General features: G+C 63.2%; 24 protein-coding genes. 2 read left to right on the plus strand and 22 right to left on the minus strand.

Features of this window, described 5'->3' with window-relative positions; genetic code table 11:
• Window positions 1-15 precede the first annotated feature (15 nt).
• From E1956_RS21800 to E1956_RS21845, 10 genes are all read right to left on the minus strand, one after another.
• Window positions 16-1,509 carry an aldehyde dehydrogenase gene (locus E1956_RS21800; RefSeq protein WP_134752827.1) on the minus strand — a complete coding sequence of 498 codons (1,494 nt, stop codon included), beginning with the start codon at window positions 1,507-1,509 and terminating at the stop codon, window positions 16-18.
• An 81-nt stretch (window positions 1,510-1,590) separates the two neighbouring features.
• Window positions 1,591-2,436, minus strand: a complete 846-nt coding sequence (locus E1956_RS21805) for an aspartate dehydrogenase (protein WP_418789265.1) — start codon at window positions 2,434-2,436, stop codon at window positions 1,591-1,593.
• Window positions 2,429-4,087 (minus strand): thiamine pyrophosphate-binding protein, encoded by a 1,659-nt coding sequence (locus E1956_RS21810; protein WP_134752831.1) that lies wholly within the window; start codon window positions 4,085-4,087, stop codon window positions 2,429-2,431. Before E1956_RS21810 ends, E1956_RS21805 begins: the two co-directional genes overlap by 8 nt.
• Entirely contained in the window at window positions 4,080-4,907 is an 828-nt protein-coding gene (locus E1956_RS21815) for an SDR family oxidoreductase (protein WP_134752833.1), read from the minus strand. Before E1956_RS21815 ends, E1956_RS21810 begins: the two co-directional genes overlap by 8 nt.
• Window positions 4,908-5,056: 149 nt before the next feature.
• On the minus strand, window positions 5,057-5,947 hold the full coding sequence (locus E1956_RS21820) for an alpha/beta fold hydrolase (RefSeq protein WP_134752835.1): 891 nt from the start codon (window positions 5,945-5,947) through the stop codon (window positions 5,057-5,059).
• A 43-nt stretch (window positions 5,948-5,990) separates the two neighbouring features.
• Window positions 5,991-6,527 (minus strand): cupin domain-containing protein, encoded by a 537-nt coding sequence (locus E1956_RS21825; protein WP_134752837.1) that lies wholly within the window; start codon window positions 6,525-6,527, stop codon window positions 5,991-5,993.
• Between the two features lie 382 nt (window positions 6,528-6,909).
• The gene (locus E1956_RS21830) at window positions 6,910-7,782 is read right to left on the minus strand and encodes an IclR family transcriptional regulator (RefSeq protein WP_134752839.1); all 873 of its coding nucleotides are present in this window, start codon (window positions 7,780-7,782) and stop codon (window positions 6,910-6,912) included.
• An 82-nt stretch (window positions 7,783-7,864) separates the two neighbouring features.
• Window positions 7,865-9,010, minus strand: coding sequence for a porin (locus E1956_RS21835; protein WP_134752841.1), 1,146 nt, complete (start codon window positions 9,008-9,010; stop codon window positions 7,865-7,867).
• Between the two features lie 38 nt (window positions 9,011-9,048).
• The gene (locus E1956_RS21840; RefSeq protein WP_197732847.1) at window positions 9,049-10,056 is read right to left on the minus strand and encodes an ABC transporter substrate-binding protein; all 1,008 of its coding nucleotides are present in this window, start codon (window positions 10,054-10,056) and stop codon (window positions 9,049-9,051) included.
• Window positions 10,057-10,163: 107 nt separating this feature from the next.
• The gene (locus E1956_RS21845; RefSeq protein WP_134752843.1) at window positions 10,164-11,486 is read right to left on the minus strand and encodes an aromatic ring-hydroxylating dioxygenase subunit alpha; all 1,323 of its coding nucleotides are present in this window, start codon (window positions 11,484-11,486) and stop codon (window positions 10,164-10,166) included.
• Between the two features lie 344 nt (window positions 11,487-11,830).
• On the opposite strand from E1956_RS21845, the gene E1956_RS21850 reads away from it, so the two are divergent.
• Window positions 11,831-12,817 carry an AraC family transcriptional regulator gene (locus E1956_RS21850; protein WP_232071504.1) on the plus strand — a complete coding sequence of 329 codons (987 nt, stop codon included), beginning with the start codon at window positions 11,831-11,833 and terminating at the stop codon, window positions 12,815-12,817.
• 58 nt (window positions 12,818-12,875) lie between these two features.
• Here the strand turns inward: E1956_RS21850 and E1956_RS21855 are convergent, their stop codons facing one another.
• The 11 genes from E1956_RS21855 to E1956_RS21905 form a co-directional block, all read right to left on the minus strand.
• On the minus strand, window positions 12,876-13,835 hold the full coding sequence (locus E1956_RS21855; RefSeq protein ID WP_134752845.1) for a PDR/VanB family oxidoreductase: 960 nt from the start codon (window positions 13,833-13,835) through the stop codon (window positions 12,876-12,878).
• 60 nt (window positions 13,836-13,895) lie between these two features.
• On the minus strand, window positions 13,896-14,345 hold the full coding sequence (locus E1956_RS21860) for a RidA family protein (RefSeq protein WP_232071506.1): 450 nt from the start codon (window positions 14,343-14,345) through the stop codon (window positions 13,896-13,898).
• Entirely contained in the window at window positions 14,342-15,358 is a 1,017-nt protein-coding gene (locus tag E1956_RS21865) for an aromatic ring-hydroxylating oxygenase subunit alpha (RefSeq protein ID WP_134752847.1), read from the minus strand. Before E1956_RS21865 ends, E1956_RS21860 begins: the two co-directional genes overlap by 4 nt.
• Window positions 15,359-15,391: 33 nt before the next feature.
• Window positions 15,392-15,610 carry a recombinase-like helix-turn-helix domain-containing protein gene (locus E1956_RS21870; RefSeq protein WP_134752849.1) on the minus strand — a complete coding sequence of 73 codons (219 nt, stop codon included), beginning with the start codon at window positions 15,608-15,610 and terminating at the stop codon, window positions 15,392-15,394.
• Window positions 15,610-15,960 (minus strand): hypothetical protein, encoded by a 351-nt coding sequence (locus E1956_RS21875; RefSeq protein WP_134752851.1) that lies wholly within the window; start codon window positions 15,958-15,960, stop codon window positions 15,610-15,612. Before E1956_RS21875 ends, E1956_RS21870 begins: the two co-directional genes overlap by 1 nt.
• A 90-nt stretch (window positions 15,961-16,050) precedes the next feature.
• Window positions 16,051-16,827, minus strand: coding sequence for an ABC transporter permease (locus tag E1956_RS21880; protein WP_134752853.1), 777 nt, complete (start codon window positions 16,825-16,827; stop codon window positions 16,051-16,053).
• Between the two features lie 58 nt (window positions 16,828-16,885).
• Window positions 16,886-17,605, minus strand: a complete 720-nt coding sequence (locus tag E1956_RS21885; protein WP_197732848.1) for an ABC transporter ATP-binding protein — start codon at window positions 17,603-17,605, stop codon at window positions 16,886-16,888.
• 554 nt (window positions 17,606-18,159) lie between these two features.
• Window positions 18,160-18,966, minus strand: coding sequence for a tetratricopeptide repeat protein (locus E1956_RS21890; RefSeq protein WP_197732849.1), 807 nt, complete (start codon window positions 18,964-18,966; stop codon window positions 18,160-18,162).
• A 29-nt stretch (window positions 18,967-18,995) separates the two neighbouring features.
• Window positions 18,996-19,919 carry a non-homologous end joining protein Ku gene (ku, locus tag E1956_RS21895; protein ID WP_134752859.1) on the minus strand — a complete coding sequence of 308 codons (924 nt, stop codon included), beginning with the start codon at window positions 19,917-19,919 and terminating at the stop codon, window positions 18,996-18,998.
• A gap of 76 nt (window positions 19,920-19,995) precedes the next feature.
• Window positions 19,996-22,506 carry a DNA ligase D gene (gene ligD, locus E1956_RS21900; RefSeq protein ID WP_134752861.1) on the minus strand — a complete coding sequence of 837 codons (2,511 nt, stop codon included), beginning with the start codon at window positions 22,504-22,506 and terminating at the stop codon, window positions 19,996-19,998.
• Between the two features lie 61 nt (window positions 22,507-22,567).
• The gene (locus E1956_RS21905) at window positions 22,568-23,533 is read right to left on the minus strand and encodes a LysR family transcriptional regulator (RefSeq protein WP_134752863.1); all 966 of its coding nucleotides are present in this window, start codon (window positions 23,531-23,533) and stop codon (window positions 22,568-22,570) included.
• A gap of 150 nt (window positions 23,534-23,683) precedes the next feature.
• Here E1956_RS21905 and E1956_RS21910 point away from each other — a divergent pair, with 150 nt between their 5' ends.
• Window positions 23,684-24,667: an aldo/keto reductase gene (locus E1956_RS21910; RefSeq protein ID WP_134752865.1), complete on the plus strand. Its 984-nt coding sequence runs from the start codon at window positions 23,684-23,686 to the stop codon at window positions 24,665-24,667.
• A gap of 120 nt (window positions 24,668-24,787) precedes the next feature.
• Here E1956_RS21910 and E1956_RS21915 read toward each other — a convergent pair whose 3' ends face one another.
• Window positions 24,788-25,114 (minus strand): carboxymuconolactone decarboxylase family protein, encoded by a 327-nt coding sequence (locus E1956_RS21915; RefSeq protein WP_134752867.1) that lies wholly within the window; start codon window positions 25,112-25,114, stop codon window positions 24,788-24,790.
• Window positions 25,115-25,156 lie beyond the last annotated feature (42 nt).

The raw sequence follows: 25,156 nt of genomic DNA on the forward strand, positions 1-25,156 counted from the left end.
CTCCGTTGCGCGCGCTCAGGCGTTGGCCCAGGGCAGCGGCGCGTCGTTCAAGCCCCAGTAGAGGCTCTTCTGCTGCATGTATTCGCGAATGCCAAGCCGCCCTTTCTCGCGGCCCATGCCGCTCTCCTTCCAGCCCGAGAACGGCGTGGAGATCGAGAACAGCTTGTACGTATTGATCCAGACCGTGCCCGCTTCGAGCTTGCGGGCCACGCGCCACGCGCGCTTGTAGTCGCGTGTCCAGATGCCGGCCGCAAGGCCGAACACGCTGTCGTTGGCTTCCTCGATGAGCGCGGCTTCGTCGTCGAAGGGCATGGCCACCAGCACCGGACCGAAGATCTCTTCCTGGCAGATGCGCGCACTGTTCTGGAGTCCTTCCAGAATGGTCGGCTGATAGAAGAAGCCGTTTTCGCGATCGTCGCCCACGGGACGCTCGCCGCCGCACAAGAGGCGCCCGCCCTCTTCCAGACCGATCGCCACGTAGCGCTCCACCGACTCGCGATGCTTCGCCGTGATGAGCGGCCCCATCTGCGTCTCGGGCCGCGACGGGTCGCCCACGCGCAGCTTGCGTGCGCCTTCCACGAGGCGTTTCATGAACGCGTCGTAGATCGAGCGCTGCACGAACAACCGCGACCCGGCGATGCAGGCCTCGCCCGACGAGCTGAAGATGCCGTACAGCACGCCGTTCACGGCGTGATCGAGATCCGCGTCCTCGAACACGATGGTCGGCGACTTGCCGCCCAGTTCGAGCGACACGGGCATGAGTTTTTCCGCCGCGATGCGGGCAATGCCGCGGCCCACTTCGGTGCCGCCCGTGAACGAGACCTTCTTCACGAGCGGGTGGCGCACCAGCACGTCGCCAATCACCGAGCCCTTGCCCGGCAACACGCTCAGGATGCCCTTGGGCACGCCCGCTTCCTCGCAGATGCGCGCAAGCGCGAGCGAGACGAGCGGCGTGACTTCGGCGGGCTTGAGCACGACCGCATTGCCGCCCGCGAGCGCGGGTGCGAGCTTCTGCGCGTCCGAGGCGATCGGCGAATTCCACGGCGTAATGGCCGCGATCACACCAATCGGCTCATGCACGCTCATCGTCAGGTAGTCGCCGCGCGAGGGCGTGAGTTCGTCATCGAGCGTTTCGAGGCAGGCCGCGAAGTAGCGGAACGTGTTGGCGGCGCTCGCCACCAGCACGCGCGTCTCGCCGATGGGCTTGCCGTTGTCGCGCCGCTGCAGCTGGGCGAGCGCTTCGTGGCGCTGCATGATGAGCTCGGCAATGCGGTACAGCACGAGCGCGCGCAGATGCGGCTTCATGCCGGCCCACTCACCGTGCTTCCACGCGGCGTGCGCCTTCTCGACCGCCTCGCTGGCGTCTTCGGCGCTCGCCGTCGAGACCTCCATGTTCACCGACTGGTCGGCGGGATAGATGCTCGCGAAGGGCGCGGCGCGTCCCTGGCGCCATTCCCCGCCGATCAGAATATCGCCGTTCGGAATGAGGCTGGTATCGAATGGAGTCATTTCAGAGGTCTCTTTGTTTCAGTGCCGGCGATGCGGTGTATATGCACGCGCGTCGCCGGTGATCGCTTCAAAATCGCTTCGTCAGATCACGCAGCGCGCGGCCCGGTTGCGCAGCGCGCGAATCGCGCTGTACGCGGTGAGCGCCGAGGTCTTCGGGTTGTCGGGCAGCGGCTTGCCGCACATCTCCAGCGACATCTCGCCGAACGCGCCGCGCGCCACGATGCGGTGCACGTTGCGCTCGACGGCCGGATCGGCAATCAGGCGCACCTTCGTCTGGTCGAGGCCGAGGCCCGCCAGCGCGATGGTGGCCGCCACGTTCGCGTTCTTCGGAAAGAGCCGCGCCGCTTCGCGCGCGCTGCCTTCGAAGATCACCTGCTCCTTCGTGAGCGTGCGCAGATCGCAGACCTTTTCCGCCGGCGTATCGAGCCAGCCGAGCGGCGGCTTGCGGCCCGTGTACAGCACTTCGTCGAGGCCGCCGAGCTTCGCCGCCGAAAGCGCGTCGATCCCGCCAATCGCGCCGGAGAGCAGCGTGACCGTGGCGTCGCCTGCGTCGGCGGCGAGCGAGAGGCGCTCGAGCAGATCGACGTCGGAGAGCGCGCCGATCGAGGCCACCGCGCAATCGGTGCCGCGTTGCAGCAGCGGCACGACGTGATCGATGAGCGCCGCGTGGCCCGCGCATTCGAGCGCGAATTGCGGCTTCGTTGAAAGCGCGTGCACCGACGAGACCACCTCCACCGCGCCGTCCACCTGCCCACGCACGGCAGCGGCGTGCTGCTCGGGCACGATCACGTGCGAGACGTGCACGAGCGGGTCCGCCGCGACCGCGCGATACACGGTCTGCCCGATCGCGCCGAAGCCGATCATGGCGATGTCGATAGGTGCGTGGGGCATGGCGTTCGCCTGGTGGTGAGCCTGGGGGTTAGGCATGTTGGGGTTCCTCTTTGCGCACCGGCGGGCCCGCGAACGCGGTCTCGAAGCTGCCCACGGACTTCATGTCCACTTCGAGCAGCACCGGGCCGTCGAACGCGATGCCCTCGCCGATCACGGCGTCCGCGTCGTCGAGCGACGAGAGGCGGTAGTGCTTGAGGCCGAGACTCGCGCAGAACTGCGAGAACTCCGGCTGATGCAGATCCACGAACATGCGGCGGCCGCCGTACTGCGCGTCCTGAATGTTGCGGATCACGCCGTAGCACTGGTCGTTCATCAGCACGATCATGACGTTGGCCTTCTCCTGCACGGCCGTCGCGAGCTCGCCCACGTTGACCATCAGGCCGCCGTCGCCCACGAGGCACACGGTCTTCGCGGCGGCGTTCGCGAGCGCCGCGCCAATCGCCATCTGCATGCCCTGGCCGATGCCGCCGCCGAGCGCATGCACGCCCGCGCGCGGCGAGAAGATCTTCAGCAGGCGGTTGCCCCACGTGCTGTTCGAGATCGTGACGTCGCGCACCCAGTTGTAATCGCGGCCCACCGCATGTTGCAGCGCTTCCACGAGGCGGCGGTACGGGCCGAGCCCCTTCGCCGTTTCCGACACGGCGATCTCGCGCGCCTCGGCCAGATCGGCGGCGAATTGCGGATCGACCTTGATGCGGCTTTCGAGGCGCGTGGCGAGTGCGTCGAGCACGCGCGCCGAATCACCATGCACGAACAGCGCGTTGCGGTAGCCGCGGTTGTCGGCGAGCGCGTCGGCATCGACGCGATAGAGCGGCTGCGGCAGACCCAGCTTGTACTTGAGCGTTTCATTGCCGCGCAGGCGCGAGCCCACCACGAGCATCGCGTCGCAGGTCTTGTAGAAACGCTCGACCGAGGGGCTCACGTTGAACGCGCCCAGCGTGGCCGGATGATCTTCCGGCAGCACGCCACGGCCCTGCACGCTCGTCACCACGCCAAAGCCGAGCGCGACGAGGCGCTCCACGGCAGCGCGCGCGTGGCGCGTGCCGCCGCCGAGCCACAGCAGCGGGCGCTTGGCTTTCGCGAGTTCGTTCGCGAGCTGCTCCACGCGCGCTTCGTCGTGCGTGAGGGTCGTCAGATGCGGCGCGCTCAGGTCGGCGGGCCAGTCGGTCAGCGCGGCCTGAATGTCGATGGGAATCTCCACGCTCACCGGGCCGCTCGGCGCGGTTTGCGCCACGCGCACCGCTTCGCGGATCGTCGGCAGCGCCGTCTCGACCGAGCGCACGCGGAATGCGGCCTTCGAGATCGACTGGAGCATCGACAGCTGATCGGGCGCCTCGTGAATATAGGCGAGGTCCTGATCGAGGTATTCGGTTTCGATCTGGCCGGTGATGTGCAGGAGCGCCGTGCCGGCCGTGAGGGCTTCGACCATCGCGCCCGCTGCGTTGCCCGCCGCCGTGCCCGTGCTCGTGAACGCCACGCCGAGACCGCCCGAGACGCGTGCGAGGCCGTCCGCCATGTTGACCGCGCCCGCTTCGCCGCGCGCGCCCACATAGCGGATGTTGCCGCGCCGGCCGATGGCGTCGAGGATCGGCATGTTATGAATCGAGATCACGCCGAAAGCGGTTTGGACTCCGCATTGTTCGAGGAAGGCGGCGATCAGTTCGCCGACGGTGGTTTGATTAGACATGACGTGCAACGCCTCCAGATACATCGATATGACTGCCCGTCGTATAGGACGACAGGGACGTGGCCAGATAAAACAGTGCCTGTGCGGCTTCTTCGGGGCGGCCGAAGCGGCCGAGCGGAATGTGTTTCTTGCGGGCGAGCTCGCGCGTCCAGTTTTCCCAGCTCTGGCCGGCGGCCTGCGCCTCGCCGTCGTTCTCGTAGCGGCGGCGCCATTGGCCCGACTCCACGATGCCGATCAGGATCGAGTTCACGCGAATGTGCTCGGGCGCGAGCTCCACCGCGAGCGACTTGATGAGGCTGAGCACACCCGCGCGCGCCGACGAGGTCGCCACCATGTGCGGCTCGGGCTGCAGCGCGAGCAGCGAGTTCACGCAGACGATCGCGGCATTGCCGGTGCCGTTGCCCTGCTGTGCCGCGTGGCGCAGCATCGGCAGGAACGCGCGTGTCGGACGGATGATGCTGAAATACTTGAGATCCAGTTCCTCGCGCCAGGCTTCGTCGGTGGTATTGGCGAAGGTCGAGACGCGGCCCTGGCCCGCGTTGTTCACGAGCATGTCGGCGCGGCCGAAGCGCTGTTCGACTGCGCCCGCGAAGGCGGCCACGTCGCTGGCGTCGAGCACGTCGCAGCGCGCGGCAAGCAGTTGCGCCTGCGGATGGCGCTCGCGCAATTCGCGCTCCGCGCGTGCGAGGCGGTCGTTGTCGCGGCCGCAGATCGCGACCGAGGCGCCCGCGCGCAAGAAGAGTTCGGCGCTGGCGAGGCCGATGCCGGACGATCCGCCCGTCACCACCGCAACCTGGCCGCTCAAGTCGAGTTCAATCATTTGATCCCCAATGCCTTCATGTAAGGCGATTTCTTGCCGGCTGCGTGGGCAGCCGTTTGCGGCCGGAGTTGCGGCCTGAGTTGCGGCCTGCATCGACGTCTGGAGACGCGCTAGCGATGTCGGGTGTCATTCCTTAAGTTCCGTAGTACTTAATATGCAGAACAGAAAGCATCGATCAGCGCGTTGTATGCGTCGGGCTGTTCGATGTAGCCTGCGTGCCCCGCGCGCGGCACGGTCTGAAACGGCGCCTGCGCGATGTGCGCAAGCCGCTCGCATGCCGCAGGCGTCGTGATCGTGTCTTCTGCGCCCACCGCGATAGCCATCGGCACCTTGCCAGCGCAGCGCGCGAGGTCGGCGGCGAGGTCGGCGTTCGCGAGCAGATGCGTGGCCTGTGCATAGCCGTGCGGCACGACGCGCGACATGTTCCAGCGCACCCAGGCGCGCGAATCGGCGTCCGCATACGGCGAGAGCATGTTCGCGCTGCGCTTTTCCGCCAGGCCCTGCGGGCCGAGTTCGGCCAGCATCGCGAGGCGCGCGTTGCGCTTTTCTTCGCGCACGGCGGCGTCGGCGGCGCCGTAGCCTCCGGCGGGCGAAATCAGCAGCAAGCCGCTCACGCGCGCCGGATAGGCGGCAGCGAACGCACCCGCGATGATCGCGCCAAGCGAATGGCCCACCAGCACGCAGCGCTCGATGCCGAGCGCGTCGAGCCAGCCGGCCAGCACGCGCGCATAGTCGGCGGCAACGGGCGACGCGCTCGCGACCGGCGTGGAAGCGCCGTAACCGGGCGCGTCCCACGCGAGCACGCGGCGCGATTTTTCCAACGCCTCGCCGAGCGCTTCGAACTGCTGCACCCACGAAGCCGCGCCAGAGCCAATGCCATGCAGCAGCACGAGCGGCCGTGCCTCTTTACCGCTCTCGCCGGCTGCCTCGCGATAGCTCACGCACGCCTCGCCGGCCCGGGCCTCGCGCAGCGCAAAGCGCGCGAGACGCGTTTCGAGCGCGGCGGCTGATGAGGCGGCGGTGTCAATCGCTTCGTTCATGACTTCAATTCCATTGCAGCGTCGTGGGTGGGACTACGTTGCTTTACTTCGCTTCGCGCTTGATCTTCGCGAGCGGCGAATCCGGCGGGTATGTCGGCGTGACTGGCTTGGGCGAGCCAAGCATCACGCACATCAGCGCGTCTTCCTCGCCGACGTTGATTTCCGTGCGGTACACGCCGGGCGGCACCGAGATCAGGTCGCGCTCGCCGAGCACCGCTTCCCACGTCTCGCCGTCCTTCTCGCAGATCACCTTCATCTTGCCGCGCAGCACGAAGAAGATTTCTTCGACGTCCATATGGATGTGGCTCGGGCCGATGTTGCCGGCCGGAATCACCATGGTCGAGAACGTGAAGCCGCCCGCGGGCACAGTGTTCGTGTCCTTCGCGACGCCGGTGCCGCCCGTGCCCACGTAGCGCATCTGCGCGCGACGGTATTTCGGGTCGTAGTCGGCCTGGAACTTCAGCGCGTCCCAGTCGTAGCGGCGCGTTTCATAGCGCGCCACGCGGCTCGTCATCCAGTCGTCAAAGCTCGCGTCGGCGGGACGGTCCCACGACTTGCACTCGATATCGGCATCGGCCATCGTTTTCTCCTTGAATAATTGCGAATGGATTGTCTGTTTGACGAAGTCAATTCATCACAAAGCCGCCGTTCACCGGCAGCAGTTGTCCGGTCACGAAGCACACCACGTCGGACTTCCGGTCATGCTGCGCTCCTTCTCCCGCTTCGGCTCGATGTGACAGGCAGCTCCTCGATTCTCTGCGATGCCGCGCATTTGTTCCATACATGAAACGTTGATTTATATATGGTCATTATATAGCGTCACTTCGCCGAAAATAAAGAAAGGACTGCAATTCAGTGAAAACACCTAAGCGTCGCGGATTATCAAAAGTCGCAGGCGCAGAAAAACCGGCCCGGCCGCTCCAGGAGCGGGACACAGGCCAACGGAAGTCAGCATGCCTGGCCTACCTGAGCGCGTGCCCCTGTGCGGCAGCGGGATCGACCGGCGACGGCCGATAGTTGAGGTACGACGAAAGCTCGAGCGCTGCAGCGCAGACCTGCGACGTGAGCACGGAGACGTCGGCGGCAAGCCTCGGACCCGGCACGGCCGCGCTAACTGCAGCGACGACGCGTCCGCCGTGTGCGCGCACCGGGGCGCTGACAACCGATACGTCTGCCTCCAGCCAGGCCTCACTCACGGCGTACCCCCTTATGGCAGCTGCCTTGATGCGCGCGTAGAGATCGCCGACTGTTGCCGGCGTGTCGTCCGAAAAGCGCTCGAGGAGGATGCTCGGGTAAAGCTTGAAGAGATCAGACGACGTCAGGTCACCCATGAGCACCAACCCATGAACGGTCGCGTGCGCAGGCAAACGGCTGCCCACTTGAACCTTGGTCGAGATCTGAAGCGGGTCGAGCGAACGCGCGCGCGCAATGAACACCACGTCGCGCCCTTCCCGAATCAACAGATGTGTACCGAGGCCGGTTCTATCGCGAAGGCGATCGAGTATCGGCTGACCGAAATCGGTCAGCTCAAGACCGTTCATCGCCTCGAAGCCGAGCCGCAATACAGCGGCCCCCAGCCGAAAGGTGTGCTCTGCGTTGCCGCGTACTAAAAAACCAAGGCTCTCCAGCGTCTGCAGCAACCTGAACGTTGTCGTGCGCGGTATGCCCGTTCGTCTCGCCAGTTCAGGGGCACTGAGTTCGGCCTCGCGCGTCGAGAACTCCAGCAACACGCGCAGCCCGCGATCCAGTGCCGGCACGGCGTCCAGCTTTTGTGCCGTCCTGGCTCCGCTATCCTTCATCGGCACGGCGCCACTCCTGTCCTGCTTGTATGTCATGGCTGCTCCCTCGCGCGGCGCCGTCCACCCTCGTTGCGCGTCCGCATGCGGACGCAAGCGACGACCGGCGCCGCATGGGAACCTAGAACTTATGAATGATGCCGATCCGCGCAGACGCCTGCTCATGGTTCGAGGACGGATCGTTAAAGAACCCCTGGCCCTGGGTTGCGACAAGCGGCCCCGAAGCGAACAGGTACGACGCGGCAGCGTAGAAGCTCGTGCGCTTGCTGAGGAAATAGTAGAGGCCCACGGTCGGCTGGTTCCAGTGAACGTTGTCCATCTTCTCGTACTGGTAGCCGACAATGCCGAGCAGCTCCGGCGTCACGGAATAGAGCCCGCCGACTTCGTACACCCAGAGCGTCTCACTCGTGCCGTAACCCTTGAACTGGGTCGCCGTGATATTGCCCGTCACGGTCAACTTGCCGAGCTTGTACGATGCGCCCAACTCCGTCATCGACTGACGGTCGACGGGAAACGCGTTGCCATACGGATAGAGGTCGGTGACCGCTCCCGTCGCGGGATTGCGTACCGCCACCGTCTGGTTGAGGAACGTGAATACGCCGAGCTGGTTATACGGGTCGAGACCTGCAATGCCGTGCGGATTGTTCAGTTGCGTATAGACCGCGGCCATCGACAGCTTGTCGCCGTCATAGCGCAGGCCCGCGCTGAATGCGCTGTTTTCATGCAGGCTGCCGGCCACGCCGCCAAACGAGTACATCGCACCAAAACGCAGGCCGCCGAAGCTGTTGCTGGAGAACTTGACCGCGTTGTTCAGACGGTCCCCGCCCTGGCGATCGACGTCGCCCATATGTCCGCCGGTGGCAAAGGCGTAGCCCGTCGCGCTGAACTCCGTCATGTAGTCGAACACGAAGTCATATTGGTTGCCCAGTGTCAGCGTGCCGTATGCATTCCCGAGCCCCACATACGCCTGCCGGCCGAACATCGCCCCGCCCTGTCCGAGTGCGCCGGTGCCTAATGAAAAGCCGTTTTCCAGCTTGAAGACGGCCTTGTAGCCGCCACCCAGATCTTCCGTGCCCATGAAGCCCACACGGTTGCCGAAATTGATGCCGTCCGCGAACTTCACGAGACTCTGGCCGCCCTGGTTGCTCACATACGTGATGCCGGCGTCGATGAGCCCGTACAGGTCAACCGAGCTTTGCGCGTGACTGCAGGCGCTGGCGCCGATCAGCATTGCCCCGATTCCAATCTTCAGGTGTTTGGTGGTCATGTCTTAAATATCGTTGTCTGAATGGCCGAAGTCCGCGTTCACTGAATGAAGGCGTTGGTATAGAGGCTGCCCACCGGTTGCTTGACGCGCACGATCTTCTGATCGACGTACACGTCCTGGACCTTCGCGACGATCGCCGGATCGAACTCGCCCGGACGCAGGCGGCTCGGGAACACGTTCTTTGCGTAGTACGTCAGGACATTCGTGACGAAGGGGAGCTTGCCCTGATAAGAAGGCACGGCCGCGACGTAGTCCTTCGACGCCTGGTCGGGGTCGGCCTGAATGTCGTTCATCGCGTGCAGCGTGGCCTGCACGAACTTGCGCACGGTTGCCGGATCGCTGGCGATCATCTTGTCGGAGGCGATGATGGCCTGCCCCATGCCAGGCGTGAATTGATCGGTGGGGCGATAGCTGACCTTGACGCCCGCCGCTTCGATGTCCGCGCCCCATTCCGGCGTGCCGACGATGCCATCCGACTTGCCGGCCGCGACCTCTTTCCAGACTCCCGGACCGCCAGCCTGAATATCCACATCGGCCTTCGTTAGATTCGCACTACCAAGTATCCCGAGTGCGGCGAAGTACGACGTGTCTTCATATGACATCACCGACAGGGTCTTGCCCTTCAGATCGGCCGGCGAGTCGACTTTACGGTCAACCCGGGTCATCAACTGGTGAAGCGGGTGTCCCCCCAGCAACGCCACGCCCTTCACATTGACGCCGTTGGCGCGCAGGATGATCGCGGTATCGCCGAGCGCGTCGCCGAGGTCACCGTTACCGGCGGCCAGTTGCTTGCCCGCGTCCACGCCGCCGTGCACGGCAACCCACCGTACCCGCAGCCCCGCCTTCGTGTAATACCCCTTGCTCTGCGCCAGCATGAACGGTGCAAACGCCAGTTCCCCCGGCGGCGCGGCCAGCAGGAAGGTCACGTCTTTCAAGGGTGCCTGTTGGGCAGCTGCCTGGGTCGTGAGGCAGGCGCCCGCCAATACCAGCGCCGCGGTCACTGCGCCCCTCACGAATTGAGCGGTCCTGCGCGATGTTCTCTTCATGTGTCCCTCCTTGCGTCATTGTAAATGCGGGGTGAAACCGGGGTTGAGTACGGCGCAACACGCGTGCGTACGAGCCTCGCGCCGCGCATCCCCGAAGTGCTATAGCCTTACTTCGTGCTGCTTTCGTCGCCCGGCTCATTTCGCGCGCCGTGGACCGAAAAGAACTGTGCGCCCTCGAGCTTCTGCCCGATGGCGGCCTCGTAGGCCTCGCGCACGCTCGCGGGCTGCCCGGCCTGGCCGATGAAGTCACGCAGATACGGCCCAAGGAGCGGGTGAGCCGCAAGCTCTGCCCGCGACATGCCGTTCATCAATTCGTCGCGGCACGCCGACGGCAGGAAGACATTGCGGTTGGCCTCCTTGTCCGTGATGAGTCCCTTGGGCGGCTTGCCCGCGGCAACCGCTTCGAGTTCCTCGAAGAAGCGGCGGCGCAGCAGCGTCACGCCGCGGTCGCTCGCGCCCAGCGTCTCGTTCGACCGGTCGGTGATGCGCCCCTGCCCCACCCACGCCGCGAAGTCCTGATTGGCCACGTGCGACGTGATCCACTTCCCTTCGTCGTCGTAGAGCGGGCCGTACCAGGACGGAATGTGCTGTTGCACATACGGCTCCTGCTCCTTCGGGACGCGGTTGAACACCCACAGCACGCTCAGGGTGCTTTCATCGTCGATCGGCACGCGCCATTCGAAGTGGTGTCCGAGGTAAAAGGCGTTGGGCCACAGCGTCACGCGGCCCACCGTCCACATCGGGTTCAGTTCGCTCTCCTGTGCACGCAGCCGCTTGTAAATGAATCCGAAGTCGAATTCCTCGTACTGCGTCTTCAGGTGAGTCGGCACGTATTGCGCGTCGTCCGACTGAAGGCGGGCAGTCCAGTTGTTGTGCGTCCACTCGAAATGAATCGGGTCGATCGAGTTCTCCTGGCACTGGAACCAGTTGCAGGGCACCTCGGCGAACACCGCTTGCGCAAAGCCGTTCTCGTAGTTGAACAGCTCCCAGTCGGGCAACTCCGGCGCGGGCGCGGGCCCCATGTAGGCCCATAGCATCCCGGACTTCGCGCGAACCTCGTAGGCCGTGACGCGAATCTTCTTGCGCAGCTTCGCCTCCGGATCGACAATTTCCTCGTAGGGCTGATGCGTGCACTGGCCCTCCGCGTCGAACTCCCAGCCGTGATAGGCGCAGCGCAAGCCGCACTTTTCGACGTAGCCGAAAGCCAGGTCCGCGTTTCGATGCGGGCAGCGACGCTGCACGAGGCCAAAATTGCCGGAGAGATCCTTGTAAAGCACGAGGTCTTCGCCAAACAAGCGGATAGGCCGTACCGATTTGTCGTCGAACTCACTGACACCCGCGATGGGGTGCCAATAACGGCGAAGATAGTCGCCCATCGGCGTGTTTGGCCCCACTTGCGTGAGCAGCTTGTTTTTTTCGTCGCTTAACATAGGGTAATGACTCCGGTAAATAACGGCTGCAGCAAAAGGCGAAGCGGACCTCGGGTCGGGTTCGCCTGTGAAACCGCCGCGCTTTTTTTTGCATCTGCCATCCGTCCTGTCATGCCGGATGAAGTGCCTTGTTCGACGCGGCGTATGGAGTGCATTCTTCGTCGCGCATATTCTTGCGGGAACCGCAGAAATCGCAGAAAAGGTTGCAGTACGTCCCACACCGTAAAACCCCCTGCGCGCCGTTCGCGTAAACGCGTAGATCGGGCCTCAAAATCGGCCGAACGCGACATCGCGCAGGACGCACGCGAGGCGAAGCAGAACGCACACCCCGCAGAACACGAGAAGTGAAATTGCATACCGAAGACGACTCCGGCACAGACCAACTGAGCGAATACCTCGCCGATTTCCACGCGACGGCTGTCGTGACGGGACACTTCACGCTGCACGCGCCGTGGTCGTTCGACAAAGAGGCCGTCATGGGCGTGCCGTTTCGCATCTGCCGAGGCGCCCCTTACTATCTGGAGGTCGATGGAGAAGCGCCGCTGCTCGTGCAGCCCGGCGACATCGTCCTGTTGCCGCACGGCGACCAGCATCGCATGAGCTCCGATCCGAACCTGCCGCCCACGCGGTTCTTCACCTTGCTCGAAGAGCGAGGCGTCGTGCCGTCGTACAACAAGCCGCTTGCCATCGAAGCGGGGGGAACGGGCGAGACGTGCGAGCTGCACACGGCGATCGTGGGGTTTCCCAATGCAACGCGCCATCCACTCTTCGCCGTGCTTCCGAAGGTCATCCTCGTGCGCGATAACGACCCGGCCATCTCTGCGTGGCTGAAGTTCACGCTACAGACTTTCATCGAGGAATCCATGCGTTGCCGGCCCGGTTGGTCCATCGCGGCCATGCGGCTCTCCGACGTGCTGTTTGTCCAGATGATTCGCGCACACGTGCTCGAGGACAGCCACGCCAGCACGAGCTGGCTAGGCGGGCTGTTCGATCCGCAGATCGGCAAGGTGATCGTTGCCGTACGCAAGGATCCCGGCGCACCGTGGGACCTCACGAAACTGGCGGATCTCGCTTCGATGTCGCGTTCGCGTTTTGCCGCACGGTTTACGGAACTGGTGGGCGTGGCGCCGATGGCGCACGTCACCGACGTGCGCATGTATGCCGCCACCAAGGCGCTGGCCGTACCGGGCGCGCGCATCGCCACCATCGCCACGCGCGCAGGCTACGAGTCGGAAAAGTCGTTTACGCGCGCATTCAAGCGGTGGTGCGGCGTGGCGCCGAGCGCGTGGGTGTCGCGTCCCATTGGCAAGCAGACGGAGGCGGAATCGTAGGCAGGGGTGAGATAGGAAAACGGCGTGCCGCAACGGCACGCCGATCAGGCGAGGAGGTTCAGAGGTCGAGCACCAGCTTGCCGCACTTCGCGCCGGAGACACAGATCATCATGGTCTTGTTCGCCGATTTTTCGGCGGCGCTGAGCACGGAATCGCGGTGGTCGGGCACGCCTTCGATCACGCGCGTTTCGCACGCGCCGCAAATGCCCTCCGCGCAACTGTATTCCACGTCGATGCCCGCCGCGATCAGTGTATCGAGCAGGCTCTTGCCCGCTGCGACTTCCACCGTCTTGCCGCTCCTGGCGAGTTCGACCCTATAGCCCTCGCTCGGTGCGCGAACCACGGTCGTGTCCGCCGCGAAGCGCTCGATGTGCACGTTGGCGATGCCGGCCCCTTCGCACGCGGCTTCGAACGCCGAAAGCATCACCGAGGGTCCGCAGCAATACGCATGCACGTGTTTCGGCTGAGTCTCGAAGAATCCGGCGAGGTCGAAAGGCTTGCCGTCGTTCTCTTCGTCGAAATGCAGATGGACGTTGCCGCCCAGCGCCGCCAGTTCGTCGAGGAACGCGGCCTGTGCGCGGCTGCGCGCGCAGTAGACCACGCACACGGACTTCCCGGTTTCACGCAGCCGCCGGTACATGCAGAGGATAGGCGTGATGCCGATGCCGCCCGCGACCAGCACCGTCTCTTGCGCCGTTTCGTCGAGCGCGAAGTTGTTGCGCGGTTTGCCGATGGGCAAGGTCATGCCGCACCGGAAGTTCTCGTGCACGTAACGCGAACCACCCCGGCTCTGTCGATCCGAGAGTATCCCCAGCACGTAGCGGTTCGCATCGGTCGAGGCATTGAGCAGGGAATAACTGCGCGTCAAGCCATTCGGCAAATGCAGATCGACGTGCGCCCCGGCGCTGAAGCCAGGAAATTCGGCGCCGTTCTCCGGCACCAGTTCGACGCTCATCACGCCTTGCGCCTCATAGCGCAGCGTGCGAATGCGGGCTTGCAGAAGATCAGTATTGCTCATGATTCATAGCGCGCGGCGTGCAATACGCCGCGCGGCCTCAAAGTGAGAAACGGTGCGGTGCTACTGGGCCGCACGAATGTGCCTGAGATCGAAATCGAGCCTCGCGGTCGCATCGATCTCGACGGTCAGCTCCGGGAACACGAGCCCGGCAACGGCAACGAGCGTCGAGGCCGGATACGCACCCAGCTCCGCGAAGAAGTCGCGGCGGGCGCGCCCCACCGGGTCCTTGTCCGCGATGTCGGTCACGTACACGGTCAGCTTCGTGATGCTCGCAATCGACCCGCCCGCCGCTTCCACCAGCGCGCGAATCTTGCCGAGGACCACGAGCGTCTGCTCATACGTCGAGAGCGGGTTCGCGGGGTCGGCCGATTTCGGATGCGCCGTCATGCCCGACAGGATGAGTTCGTCGCCGATGCGAATGCCATTGGTCCACGTGGCCTGCGGCAGGTCCGCCACCGTAGGCGCAACGATGCGTTCGGCCCTGGCCGCCATCTCGTTCACGCTGTTCATTGTGCCGCCTTGTCGAGTTGCGCCTGGGCCAGTCCCTTCAGGTGGCGGCGCAGTTTGACGATGCCCATATCGTGCTGATAGAGATGCTCGCGACGGTTGGCGTCCGGCTCCATGTCTTCCAGCATCTCGCGGTCCTGCTCCAGCACCGCCCAATGGCGCGCTTCGAGGCGGTTCTTGTACAGGAAGCGCCACGTATCGCGCTGCCAGCCCTGTAGTCTGCGGCAACGCCAGTGGAACACCGCGGCCAGCTCCGAAGTGATCGGCGTGTAGCTGCCGATGATGATGAAGTTGCCACCGGGGCCACCCGTCTTCGGATACGGAATTTCGAGGCGCATCCAGTGCATGCCCGTATCGGCCCATTCGGTCCAGTCGAAATTCACGTCGCGCTGCCCTTCCTTCTCGAACACGAAGCCCGTTTCGGTGTCGCGCACGCGGAAGCTCGCAGCCTGATTGCCCAGCGCCATCGAATGCGACTGCTTGTGCAGATAGGTCCCGTGCATCGGGTCCATCACATTGTCGAGGACGTAGCGGTAGTCGCCCTTCCACTCCGTGTAGCACAAGAACGACGAGTACGCGTCGGACGTCAGCGCTTCAGGCAGCCGCAGCGGCGGCGCTTCTTCGATGTTGCACTCGGCGTTGTAGAGCCAGATCGCCCCGTTCGCTTCGGTCGTGTGGAACGCATGCACAGCGCGCGAGCCTTCCAGCTTGCAGCCCGGACTGCCGGGCACGCTCGTCACCACGCCATCGGCGCGAATCTGCACGCCGTGATAGCCACACGCAATGCGATCGCCCAGCACGATGCCCTTCGAAAGCGGCGCGCCGCGGTGCGGACAATGGTCTTCCAGCGCATGCACCTTGCCGTCAGTGTCGCGCCACAGCACGAGCTTCTTGCCCAGGCGGCGCATCGAAACGGGATTCCTGCCGACGAAGCCCGACGGGCAGATCGGATACCAGAGGTTCTTCAAACCGTCGCGCAGGACGGTCTCGGCTGTCTGTTGCTCTTGAATGCTCATGATGAGTACCTTCCGTTCAACGCTGCCCGCGGCTCAGTCGGCCGCCAGTCGCGCCATTTCTTTTTCGAAGACCGACTCGGTCCACTCCATGCCGTCCTGCGGCCCGGGTCCCGTCTCGTTCAGGTAGCGCACGAGGGCGCCGAGATCGTCGAAGCCCAGCGCGTACGCACGCTCGATGGCGTCGCCGAGCAGGCTTTCGTATTGCGTCGGCTCGCGCCGGCGCGCCTGATGTGGTTCGAGATAACTCTCCATTACTGCCCTCCCTGGCGCACCCGTTCGCGAATGCGTTCGCGCACGGGTACGAAGTCATATGTCGGATAACACTCGGTACGAAAAACACCCCACGCCGAACGCTCGAGTTCGACGTTCACGATCGGTAGCAAAGCCGGCGGCAATTCGAGCGTGACGATCTGGCCAAAGCCCATCGCCACCGTCCAGGACACCACGCGGGCGCCCTCAGGCGGAAAACGCTCCCACCAGTCCACCTCTTTCAGACGCGACTGAAACGCGTCCAGATTGTTCGATTGATCGTGCCGCAAAAATATCGTCAACAGCATCGTCTCGGCGCCGGCCGCGGGCGCCGCTGATTGTGTCTGGTCCATATCACTCCACGAAGTCATTGGTGACCTGATTTTTCACGCTTCACCCGCCTCTCCCCTGCCGATTCAAGTCTCGACTGCCCATGAGCCCCCTCAAACAGTGCGCATGCTGGCGCGCGGCAGATAGTGCAGTACACGCTTCTCGAGCCACACCACGACGGCATAGGCGAGCACGCCAATGAGCGTGAGCGCCACGATCGATACGAAGACCATCGCGGTATTGCCCTGCCCTTCGCCGTACACGAGCAGATAGCCCAGTCCCTTGTCGCCGCCGACGAGCTCGCCCACCGTTACGCCGATCACGGCAAGCGTCGAGGCAATGCGCAGACCGGCAAAGAGCGCCTGCATCGCCGAAGGAAACTCAACGAGACGAAACACTTGCCACCGCGATCCGCACATCGCCCGCACGAGATTGACCATATCGGGATCGACCGTGCGCACCGCGCCGAGCACATTGATCATCACGGGAAAGAACACGATCAGAATCGCCACGACGATCTTCGGATAGACCGTGTAGCCCATCCACATCACGAAGAGCGGTGCGAAAGCCACCTTCGGCGCAATCTGCAGCGCGAGGATATACGGAGAGAGAACGGTTTCCGTCGCAGGCGAGAGCCCCAGCAACACGCCGATCGTCACGCCGAGCGCCGAGCCCAGCACGAATCCCGCGATCACCTCCAGCGCGGTCACGCCGGCGTGCATCATGAGGCTCTCCGTGTCGAACATCCGCAGCGCTTCGCCGAAGGTCGACGACAGGCGCGGCAAAACGAATTCGGGAATGCCCAGCGCAGTGGGCCCCCATTGCCAAACGATCAGGAAGAGCACGAACAGCAGCAGGCTGCCGAGCGCCATCTTTAACTTGAGGATCATGATTGTTTTCTGTCTGTTTGAGGGGCCGCACGCGGCCGGACCAGGAATACGGCCGACATTAGCCAATGTGCTCTTCGCGTCCCACCTTGAGCAGTTCCATGAGACGCGCCACGTAATCGTTCATGGCCGCCAGCTTGCGGCGCTCGAGCGGGTTATTGCGCATCGGCAGATCAACCACAATTTCCTCGATGATCGTGCCGGGCCGCTCGCTCATGACGAACACGCGATCGGACAGCGCGATGGCTTCGGCAAGGTCATGCGTGATAAGCAGCGCCGTCTTGCCTTCAGCCGCCAGCATCTGGGCGAGGTCTTGCTGGAGGACCATCTTCGTTTGCGCGTCAAGCGCGGAGAAGGGCTCGTCCATCAGCAATACATCGGGCTCGACCGCCAGCGTGCGGGCAAGCGCCGCGCGCTGGCGCATGCCGCCCGATAGCTGGTGCGGGTAGTGCGCCTCAAAGCCTTTGAGATGGCAGCGTTCGAGCAGATCGAACGCGCGCGTGAGGCGCATCGACGCCGGCACGCCGCGAATCTGCATCCCCAGCTCCACGTTCTGCGCAATCGTGCGCCACGCCATGAGCAGGTCCTTCTGCAACATGAACGCGACTTGCTGCGATGGCCCGCTTACGCGCCGCCCCGCGACGAAGACCTCGCCTTCGCTCGGCGCATACAAGCCCGCACCCATGTTGAGCAGCGTGCTCTTGCCACAGCCACTGGGACCAATCAGAGATACGACCTCGCCTGTGCGGATGGCGAGCGATACGTCGTTGACTGCCGTCATCGTCGTCTTCCCATGCTTCGCCGGGAAACGGCGGGTCACATGGCGAAACTCAATTGCATATTCCACTTGACGCCCCTCACTGCCGCTGGCGAGCGCTTCGGAATTTGTCTCAAGCCTGGAAAACCAAAGCATCCGACACCTCTGATGTGTTCCACATATGAATCAACGTTCTTCTAATGGTCATTATAGGAGCGAGTTTCGCGCGTCAGAATTAAAACTTTGGCCAAAACGGCAGGGGGTTTACCCTTCCGCCGATATACGCTTTGGATTGAGCACGCGACGCTCACACAGAACCCGAATATTCGTTGCACGCACAACCGATCCGGCAAGACAGATGCCCCAATGGCGACCGGCCTTCCTTGTCCCTCAGTACCCTTCATGCGAAATGCGCCCCATCGAAGCGCAACAGGAAATTCCGGCTTGCATGGATCGAAGCCGAATTCTTCGCTAGCCATATTGATTGGAGAACTGCCGGAAACCTCAAAAAGGGTGCAGTTCGTCCCAGAGCGCCGCGTTTGACCGCCGGTATCCTGGCGCGGCCGACAACGAGCGTGTCAGGTGGTCAGTCTGCGATAGGCATTCAGGTGGCGCACCAGACCCTGTGAATCACCCCGCTTTTCAAGCAGGATGGCCAGATTGTGGTGGGCATCGGCGTACGAGGGGTCAAGGTCCAGGCAGCGTCTATAGCTCGTCTCAGCGTCGTTGAATTGGCCGAGTTCTTCAAACGCAATAGCCCGGTTGAAGTGAATGACGGCATCCTCCGGAAAGTGCTCGAGAGCCTCGTCGAACACGTGCAGCGCATCGGCACAGCGCGCTTCAAGCTCGCACAGCAACGCGCCCAGGTCCACGTAGGCTGCATAGAAGGGCTGCGGCGACATCGCTATAGCCTTCCTGTATGCCCGTTCCGCGCCACTCACGTCGGATGTTCTGAGCTGCTCGCCCAGGTCGTACCACTCGTGCGCCTGGTGCGCCAGGTTGTTCTGCGCGGGCGCGGAGTCGAGAAACACGACATCGCCCTTGATTTCGGTGACTTCGAAATCCAGTAACAACTGGCCCGTAACAGCGTCCCATTGCGCAGGACCCGTTCGCACCGCCACATCATTGCCGACCGCCGACACGCGAATACCGGTAAGCGGCAACTCATCGGGCAACTCATCTCTCAGGCGCGAGAGCGCCTTGAGGATTTTGCGCGGCGATATATGGGCATCGCGCAACTGCAACGCCGTACGCATTAGCACGACGTCCTGAAACGTGAATCGATATGCGTTGCGCGGTCCGCGCGACGGCCTCACGAATCCCGCAGCGATCAGGCCAGAAACCACGCTACGGGAGACCCCCAGCATGGCTTGCAACTCGCGCATCGAAATCTCGCGCGCTGCGCCTTGTGACGTCACTTGTGGGCCCGGACCTTTGCGGGCGCTTCAGTGGGCGTTTTGGTTGCGCGCGTCGCCGGCTTGCGCGTCTTCGGCGCCACCGGAATCTCCGTGACGGGTTCCGCGCTCTTTCGCTTCGGTGCCGACGCGGGCTTCGCCTTTGCGTCGCCCTTCAGGCTGGCGCGCAAGGCTTCCATCAAATCAATGACCTGCCCTCCGCCCGCCGTTGCTTCCGCAGGCTCGTGAGTCACGACCTGCTTGCCTTCAATCTTCTCGTCGATGGCGGCGAGGATGCGCTTCTTCTCTTCGTCCTCGTACGCGGCCGGCTCGTAATGGTCTTCAGCGCCCTGCTCGATAATCTGAAGTGCGAGTTTCATCTCGGTTTCGGACACCTGAACGTGTTCGATATTCAGCTCCTTCAGCGAGCGGACCTCGTCTGCGTAGAGCAGCTGCTGGAAAACGAGCCCGTCTTCTTCAGGTCGCACCTGAACGATTCGCGTCTTTCCTTTGGATGCCCATTGGGCCAGCGCACAGCGGCCGCTTTTGGCCAGCGCCTGCTGCAGCAAACTATAGGGCTTGCCGCCGCGCTTGTCGGGCGCGATGTAATACGCCTTGTCGTAGTAAACCGGGTCGATTGCCTTCTCCGGAATGAAGGCCAGTATCTCAACCACATGGCTCGCGCCCTCCTCCAGGGCTTTGAGTTCGTCGCCAGTAAAAACCACGAACTTGTCTTTCTCGAACTCATAGCCCTTGTTCATACTCGAGCGCTCAACGACCTCGCCCGTTTTCTCGGAGACGTACTGCTGCTTCACACGGGAGCCGTCGGGCGCGAGCATGTGGAACCTGACGTCAGACGAGCTTTCGGTCGCCGTGTAAAGCTTCACAGGAATCGAAACGAGCCCGAAAGAAAGCGACAGGGAGGCGATTGAGCGGGCAGCCATGGACTTCTCCTCGCACAAGTGCGCGGTCAGCGCGTCGCTCCCACAAAGCACCTGCCGCCGCCGACCAGCGGAGTTTTCATTTTAGGCGCTTTATCGCTGAAGCCAACGACTGGGCCGCCGACCAATACGCCGCCCACGGGTCCTGCGTCTGGAAACTGAGGTACTCGCGCGCCGTCTGCACCGTCCACTGCGCGCCACTTTTCAGCTCGGTCAGTTGGTCCCACGAGACCGGCATCGACACCCCCATATCTGGCCTCGCCCGTGCGGAAAATGCTGCTGCAGTCGTCTGCCCCATGCCGTTGCGCAGATAATCGACGTAGACCTTGCCAATGCGGTTCGCAGCCCCGGTGGTCGCCGAAAAGCGTTCCGGAATGGTCTTCGCGAGATGCCTGACGAATGCCTGCGAAAATGCCTTGACCGATGCGTAGTCAAGGCGTGGCGTCAGCGGCACGACGACGTGCAAACCTTTCCCGCCACTCGTCTTCAACCACGCGTCCAGGCCCAGTTCCGACAACAGCGTTTGAACGAGAAGTGCCGCCTCCTGAACGCGCCCCCATTTCACGTCCTCGCCGGGGTCAAGGTCGAAAATGACCCGGTCAGGCTTATCGAGTTTTCGCACCGTCGAATTCCATGTGTGGAACTCGACGACATTCATTTGCGCTGCCGACAGCAGTGCATCGGTCGTATCGACGGTTAGCAACGGCGGATGCCTCGGCCAAAGCGCCCGGTCGTGGGCCGTCAGGCCCGGCATGCCCGTCCTGTCGGCATGCTTCTGGAAAAAGAGCTCGCCCGCGAGGCCCTCGGGCGCACGGACCATTGCGAGTGGCCGGGCCTGCAGGTGGGGCAGCATCCACTCCGCGACACTCGCGTAGTAGTGCACAAGGTCGGCCTTCGTGATGCCGGTCGATGGGTCAACGACCCGCTCCGGGTGGGTGATCTTCAGGCGCGGCTGAGGGCTCGGCACCTGCGTCTTACCCCCTTCCCGGACGACACGGCTCGCGGGTTTATCGGTGCGCAGTCCCTTGAACGACGCTTGTCGGATCAGGCCATCCGCGGTCCAATCCGCGAACTCGACCTCCGCGACAAGCTCGGGGCGAACCCAGCGTTCACTACCGGCCGCGCGCCGTGACCACCGGCGTTGCCTGGCGACGGTGACATCAAATGGTTCCGCATCGGCTTCTAGCGGAGCGAGGCGCGCCCATAGGTCCCGGGCCGCACGTGCGTCCCAGCCGGTCCCCACGCTGCCGGCGTCGTGAAGTTTGTCGCCCGCGTAGTATCCGAGCAGCATGCTGCCAATTTCACCGTCCTTGTCTGCCCGAGCGGTGAAGCCGCAAATGACGAATTCCTGCCGCAACCGGCATTTCGCCTTTAACCACGTCTGTGTCCTGCCCGCTTCATAGGGCGCGTCGCGGCGCTTGAGCATGAGGCCTTCAAGGCCCAAGCCCGCGGCGGCTTCGAATACCTGGGCCGGCGGCGCCGCAAAATCCTGACTGAAGCGAATCCTGTCGCCCGCGTTTTCGAGCAGCCGCGAAAGCCGCGCACGCCGCGCCCACAACGGCACCCGCCGGAAGTCCTTGCCGTCGACGTATGGCAGGTCAAAGAGGAAATAGACGATGTCCCGATTCGCCGCCGCGTCGATCGCATCCTGCAGTGCAGCGAAATTCGGCAGGCCATCTTTCAGCACGGCGATTTCACCATCCAGCCAGGCGTTCTCAACCGGAAGCTTTTCGACCTCTGCCGCGAGACCCTTTAACTTCTTTGTCCAGTCCTGCCCGCCTCTCGTCATGAGCCGCGCTCGCCCCTTGTCGACACGGGCAAGCAGGCGATACCCATCGAGCTTGGCCTCGGCTATCCAGTCGCCGCTTGTCGGGAGCGAAGTCGCCAGCGTCGCGAGTTGTGGCTCGAGCTTGGCGGGGAGTGGCGCCGACACGGCCGCAGACAGGTCAATTTCGGTGTCGTCACTGCGCTCGCGCCGGGGCGCTTTAGGTTCGCGCTCCTCCACGTGCCCGAGCGGGCGGGTCACTACGCTGTCGGGTAGCGCCTTGATGACATCGTATTCGGCCAGTGGCCGCGCCCACTCGTCGCGCTTCTTGAAGAGCATCCACGCGTCTTGCTTGTCTTCCGGCTTTGCTATGCGTACCAGCTCCCATAAGCCGGCGAGCTTTTCACCGTGAAGCCGGAATACCAGCTTGCCGGCCTTCAAACCTTCTTGCGGGTCACCGACCGGCTCCCACGTTCCGCGGTCCCATACGAGCACGGTGCCGGCGCCATATTGACCGGGCGGAATTTTGCCCTCGAAGCTCGAGTACTCGACGGGATGGTCCTCCACATGGATGGCCATCCTCTTTTCCTTCGGGTCGTAACAGGGCCCCTTCGGGACGGCCCAGGACAGCATCACCCCATCGAGCTCGAGCCGAAAGTCATAGTGCAGCCGGCCGGCCCAATGCTTCTGCACGACGAAGCTCAAATTCTGGTCATCGGCAGAAGGGCTCGAAGCCGATGGCGCCGGTTCGGGCGTGACTAGAAAGTCCCGCTTCTTTCGATAGTGGGAAAGGGCTGGAGATGTCGCGGCGCGGGCTGGGGCCATGACATCAGTCTAGGACGTGATTTCAACCTGCTGCGTTGCCCATGAAGTTTTAGGTCGGTGTTTAACGCCTGGGCAATTTCGCGACCGCCGTCTGCCGCGTCGTCACCTTGCCCTTGACGGAGCGTGCACCCTCGCGTTCAGCCCAGACACGGACTGCGTCTGCGAAGAGCTTCAGAGCAATGGGCTGGTGGCGATTAGCCGGGTAGTAGAGGCAAAGCCCCGGAAAAACCGGCCCCCATTCAGGCAACACTTTAACGAGCCGGCCAGCCGCAACGTGGTCTTCGACCTGCTCTTCCGGCACCCAGGCCACGCCGATTCCCACCAGGGCAGATTCAATCATCAGGTTCAGATTGCCGAGCGTCATCGGCCCATCGACGTCGATGCTGGCTGTCTTTCCGCGCTGAGTCAGATCCCAGCGATACAACGTACCGCTGTCGAACCGGAAGCGGATGCAACGATGCTTCATCAAGTCGTGCGGTTGTTTCGGCACGCCGTGGCGCGCGAGGTAATCCGGCGAAGCCACTGCAACGAAACGCATGTCCTTGCCGAAGCGCACAGCAATCATGTCGCGCGGCACATCCTCGAGCACGCGTATGCCGGCATCGAACCCTTCCGCCACAATATCGACTAGGCGTGTGTCCACCACGAACTCGATATGAATCTCCGGATAGGTCGCAAGAAAATCCGGCAGCACATGTCTGACGAGTTGCCTGGCCGATGCCTCCGACGCGCTGATTCGTACGGTGCCCGAGGGCCTGTTGCCAGCCGTCGATACCTCGTCGACGGCGCCCTCGAGCTCAGCCAGCGCAGGAGCAACACGCTTGAGCAGGCGCTCACCCGCCTCCGTCAACGCGACCGAGCGCGTCGTCCGATTGAAGAGCCGCAGATCGAGGCGGGCCTCCATCGCGCGCATGGTGTGGCTCAGAGCGGACGGCGAGAGTCCCAGAACGCGGGCTGCCGCTGAAAAGCTGCCGTGCTCGGCGATGGCGACAAATGCATTGAGTTCGGAAAGGCCAGCTTTGCGCATTGATGAATTCTGCTCACAGGTTCATGCAATTGTAGGCCTATTGTTGAGCCAGCCTCCGAAAAATACACTACATCTCGTTCAGGCCGGCGGAAGAATTTTTCGAGTGATGAAGACAGCACGCTCCCGCCGGACACATCACAGGAGAAGCGCATGAAAACACGTCAACTCGGCAACAGGGGTCTGGAAGTCTCGGCGATTGGACTCGGCTGCATGGGACTGAGCTTCGGCTACGGGCCGGCGACGGAGAAGTCCGCAGGCATCGAGCTGATCCGCAAGGCATTTGAACGGGGTGTCACGTTCTTCGACACAGCCGAAGCGTATGGTCCATTCGTGAACGAAGAACTCGTCGGCGAAGCGGTGGCCCCGTTCCGCGACCAGGTCGTCATCGCAACCAAGTTTGGCTTCAAGGACGGTGAAGCCATGGCGGGCCTCGACAGCCGCCCCGAGCGTATCCGCGCGGTCACTGAAGCCGCGCTCAAGCGCCTGAAAACGGACCGCATCGACCTGCTCTACCAGCATCGCGTCGACCCGAACGTGCCGATTGAAGAGGTCGCCGGCACGGTGAAGGACCTCATTGCGCAAGGCAAGGTCAAGCACTTCGGCATGTCGGAAGCCGGTGCGCAAACGATTCGGCGCGCGCACGCCGTCCAGCCTGTTGCCGCATTGCAAAGCGAATACTCGCTCTGGTGGCGTGAACCCGAGCACAAGGTATTCGCAACGCTCGAGGAGCTTGGCATTGGCTTCGTGCCATTTAGCCCGCTCGGCAAGGGTTTCCTTACCGGCGCAATCAACGAGAACACGACCTTCGACAAGAGCGATTTCCGTAACGTCGTTCCGCGCTTCTCGGAGGAAAACCGCAGGGCCAATGCGGAGCTTGTCGAGGTCCTCGGCACCATTGCGAACGACAAAGGCGCAACGCGAGCGCAAATCGCCATCGCCTGGCTGCTCGCGCAAAAGCCGTGGATTGTGCCGATTCCTGGCACGACAAAGATTGCGCGACTCGAAGAGAATATCGGCGCCGACGCGATTGCACTGACGACCGACGAACTGAACTCCATTGAGGCAGCGCTTGCCGCAATCAAGGTCGTGGGCGACCGTTACCCTGCCCATCTTCAGCAACGCGTCGATAGCTAAAGGCGTCGTGCGTATGCTTTGTCCGCGGGTCTTCGGCAGCGGAGCCCGCGGATGTCTGCAAGGCAGCATAGCGCATCGCCACTTCTTGTCACAACCTGCTGCGTTCGATGCGTTCCGCTTTCATTCATTGGCGACGGCGAAAAGCTCTTTGAGCTTCGTCACCGCCGACATGGCGCTTGGCCATCCAGCGTAAAAGGCAAGATGCGTCGTCATCTCGACGAGTTCGTCCTGAGTAACGCCATTCCTGATTGCCAATGGCATGTGGTAGTTCATTTGCTCCGTCTTGCCTAGCGCGATAAGCGCCGCACAGGTCACGAGGCTTCGGTCTCGTTTCGACAGCTGCGGGCGCTCCCAGACATCGCCGAAGAGGACTTCATCACTGATTTCAGCAAGTTTTGGCGCAATTGCACCAAACGCCTGGCGCGCGGCGGTAGGTTTGCCGGACATAGTGCTCCCGATAGACATCGAAGGTTTGCGATACGGAACATT

The sequence above is a fragment of the Paraburkholderia pallida genome, assembly GCF_004524855.1.
Classification (GTDB): Bacteria; Pseudomonadota; Gammaproteobacteria; order Burkholderiales; family Burkholderiaceae; genus Paraburkholderia; species Paraburkholderia oxyphila.

Bases quoted from the DNA above. Each gene is read 5' to 3' on its own strand.
- E1956_RS21800 (WP_134752827.1), bottom strand. From the start codon at position 1,509: ATGACTCCATTCGATACCAGCCTCATTCCGAACGGCGATATTCTGATC.
- E1956_RS21805 (WP_418789265.1), bottom strand. From the start codon at position 2,436: ATGCCTAACCCCCAGGCTCACCACCAGGCGAACGCCATGCCCCACGCA.
- E1956_RS21810 (WP_134752831.1), bottom strand. From the start codon at position 4,087: ATGTCTAATCAAACCACCGTCGGCGAACTGATCGCCGCCTTCCTCGAA.
- E1956_RS21815 (WP_134752833.1), bottom strand. From the start codon at position 4,907: ATGATTGAACTCGACTTGAGCGGCCAGGTTGCGGTGGTGACGGGCGGA.
- E1956_RS21820 (WP_134752835.1), bottom strand. From the start codon at position 5,947: ATGAACGAAGCGATTGACACCGCCGCCTCATCAGCCGCCGCGCTCGAA.
- E1956_RS21825 (WP_134752837.1), bottom strand. From the start codon at position 6,527: ATGGCCGATGCCGATATCGAGTGCAAGTCGTGGGACCGTCCCGCCGAC.
- E1956_RS21830 (WP_134752839.1), bottom strand. From the start codon at position 7,782: ATGACATACAAGCAGGACAGGAGTGGCGCCGTGCCGATGAAGGATAGC.
- E1956_RS21835 (WP_134752841.1), bottom strand. From the start codon at position 9,010: ATGACCACCAAACACCTGAAGATTGGAATCGGGGCAATGCTGATCGGC.
- E1956_RS21840 (WP_197732847.1), bottom strand. From the start codon at position 10,056: ATGAAGAGAACATCGCGCAGGACCGCTCAATTCGTGAGGGGCGCAGTG.
- E1956_RS21845 (WP_134752843.1), bottom strand. From the start codon at position 11,486: ATGTTAAGCGACGAAAAAAACAAGCTGCTCACGCAAGTGGGGCCAAAC.
- E1956_RS21855 (WP_134752845.1), bottom strand. From the start codon at position 13,835: ATGAGCAATACTGATCTTCTGCAAGCCCGCATTCGCACGCTGCGCTAT.
- E1956_RS21860 (WP_232071506.1), bottom strand. From the start codon at position 14,345: ATGAACAGCGTGAACGAGATGGCGGCCAGGGCCGAACGCATCGTTGCG.
- E1956_RS21865 (WP_134752847.1), bottom strand. From the start codon at position 15,358: ATGAGCATTCAAGAGCAACAGACAGCCGAGACCGTCCTGCGCGACGGT.
- E1956_RS21870 (WP_134752849.1), bottom strand. From the start codon at position 15,610: ATGGAGAGTTATCTCGAACCACATCAGGCGCGCCGGCGCGAGCCGACG.
- E1956_RS21875 (WP_134752851.1), bottom strand. From the start codon at position 15,960: ATGGACCAGACACAATCAGCGGCGCCCGCGGCCGGCGCCGAGACGATG.
- E1956_RS21880 (WP_134752853.1), bottom strand. From the start codon at position 16,827: ATGATCCTCAAGTTAAAGATGGCGCTCGGCAGCCTGCTGCTGTTCGTG.
- E1956_RS21885 (WP_197732848.1), bottom strand. From the start codon at position 17,605: ATGACGGCAGTCAACGACGTATCGCTCGCCATCCGCACAGGCGAGGTC.
- E1956_RS21890 (WP_197732849.1), bottom strand. From the start codon at position 18,966: ATGCGCGAGTTGCAAGCCATGCTGGGGGTCTCCCGTAGCGTGGTTTCT.
- ku (WP_134752859.1), bottom strand. From the start codon at position 19,919: ATGGCTGCCCGCTCAATCGCCTCCCTGTCGCTTTCTTTCGGGCTCGTT.
- ligD (WP_134752861.1), bottom strand. From the start codon at position 22,506: ATGGCCCCAGCCCGCGCCGCGACATCTCCAGCCCTTTCCCACTATCGA.
- E1956_RS21905 (WP_134752863.1), bottom strand. From the start codon at position 23,533: ATGCGCAAAGCTGGCCTTTCCGAACTCAATGCATTTGTCGCCATCGCC.
- E1956_RS21910 (WP_134752865.1), top strand. From the start codon at position 23,684: ATGAAAACACGTCAACTCGGCAACAGGGGTCTGGAAGTCTCGGCGATT.
- E1956_RS21915 (WP_134752867.1), bottom strand. From the start codon at position 25,114: ATGTCCGGCAAACCTACCGCCGCGCGCCAGGCGTTTGGTGCAATTGCG.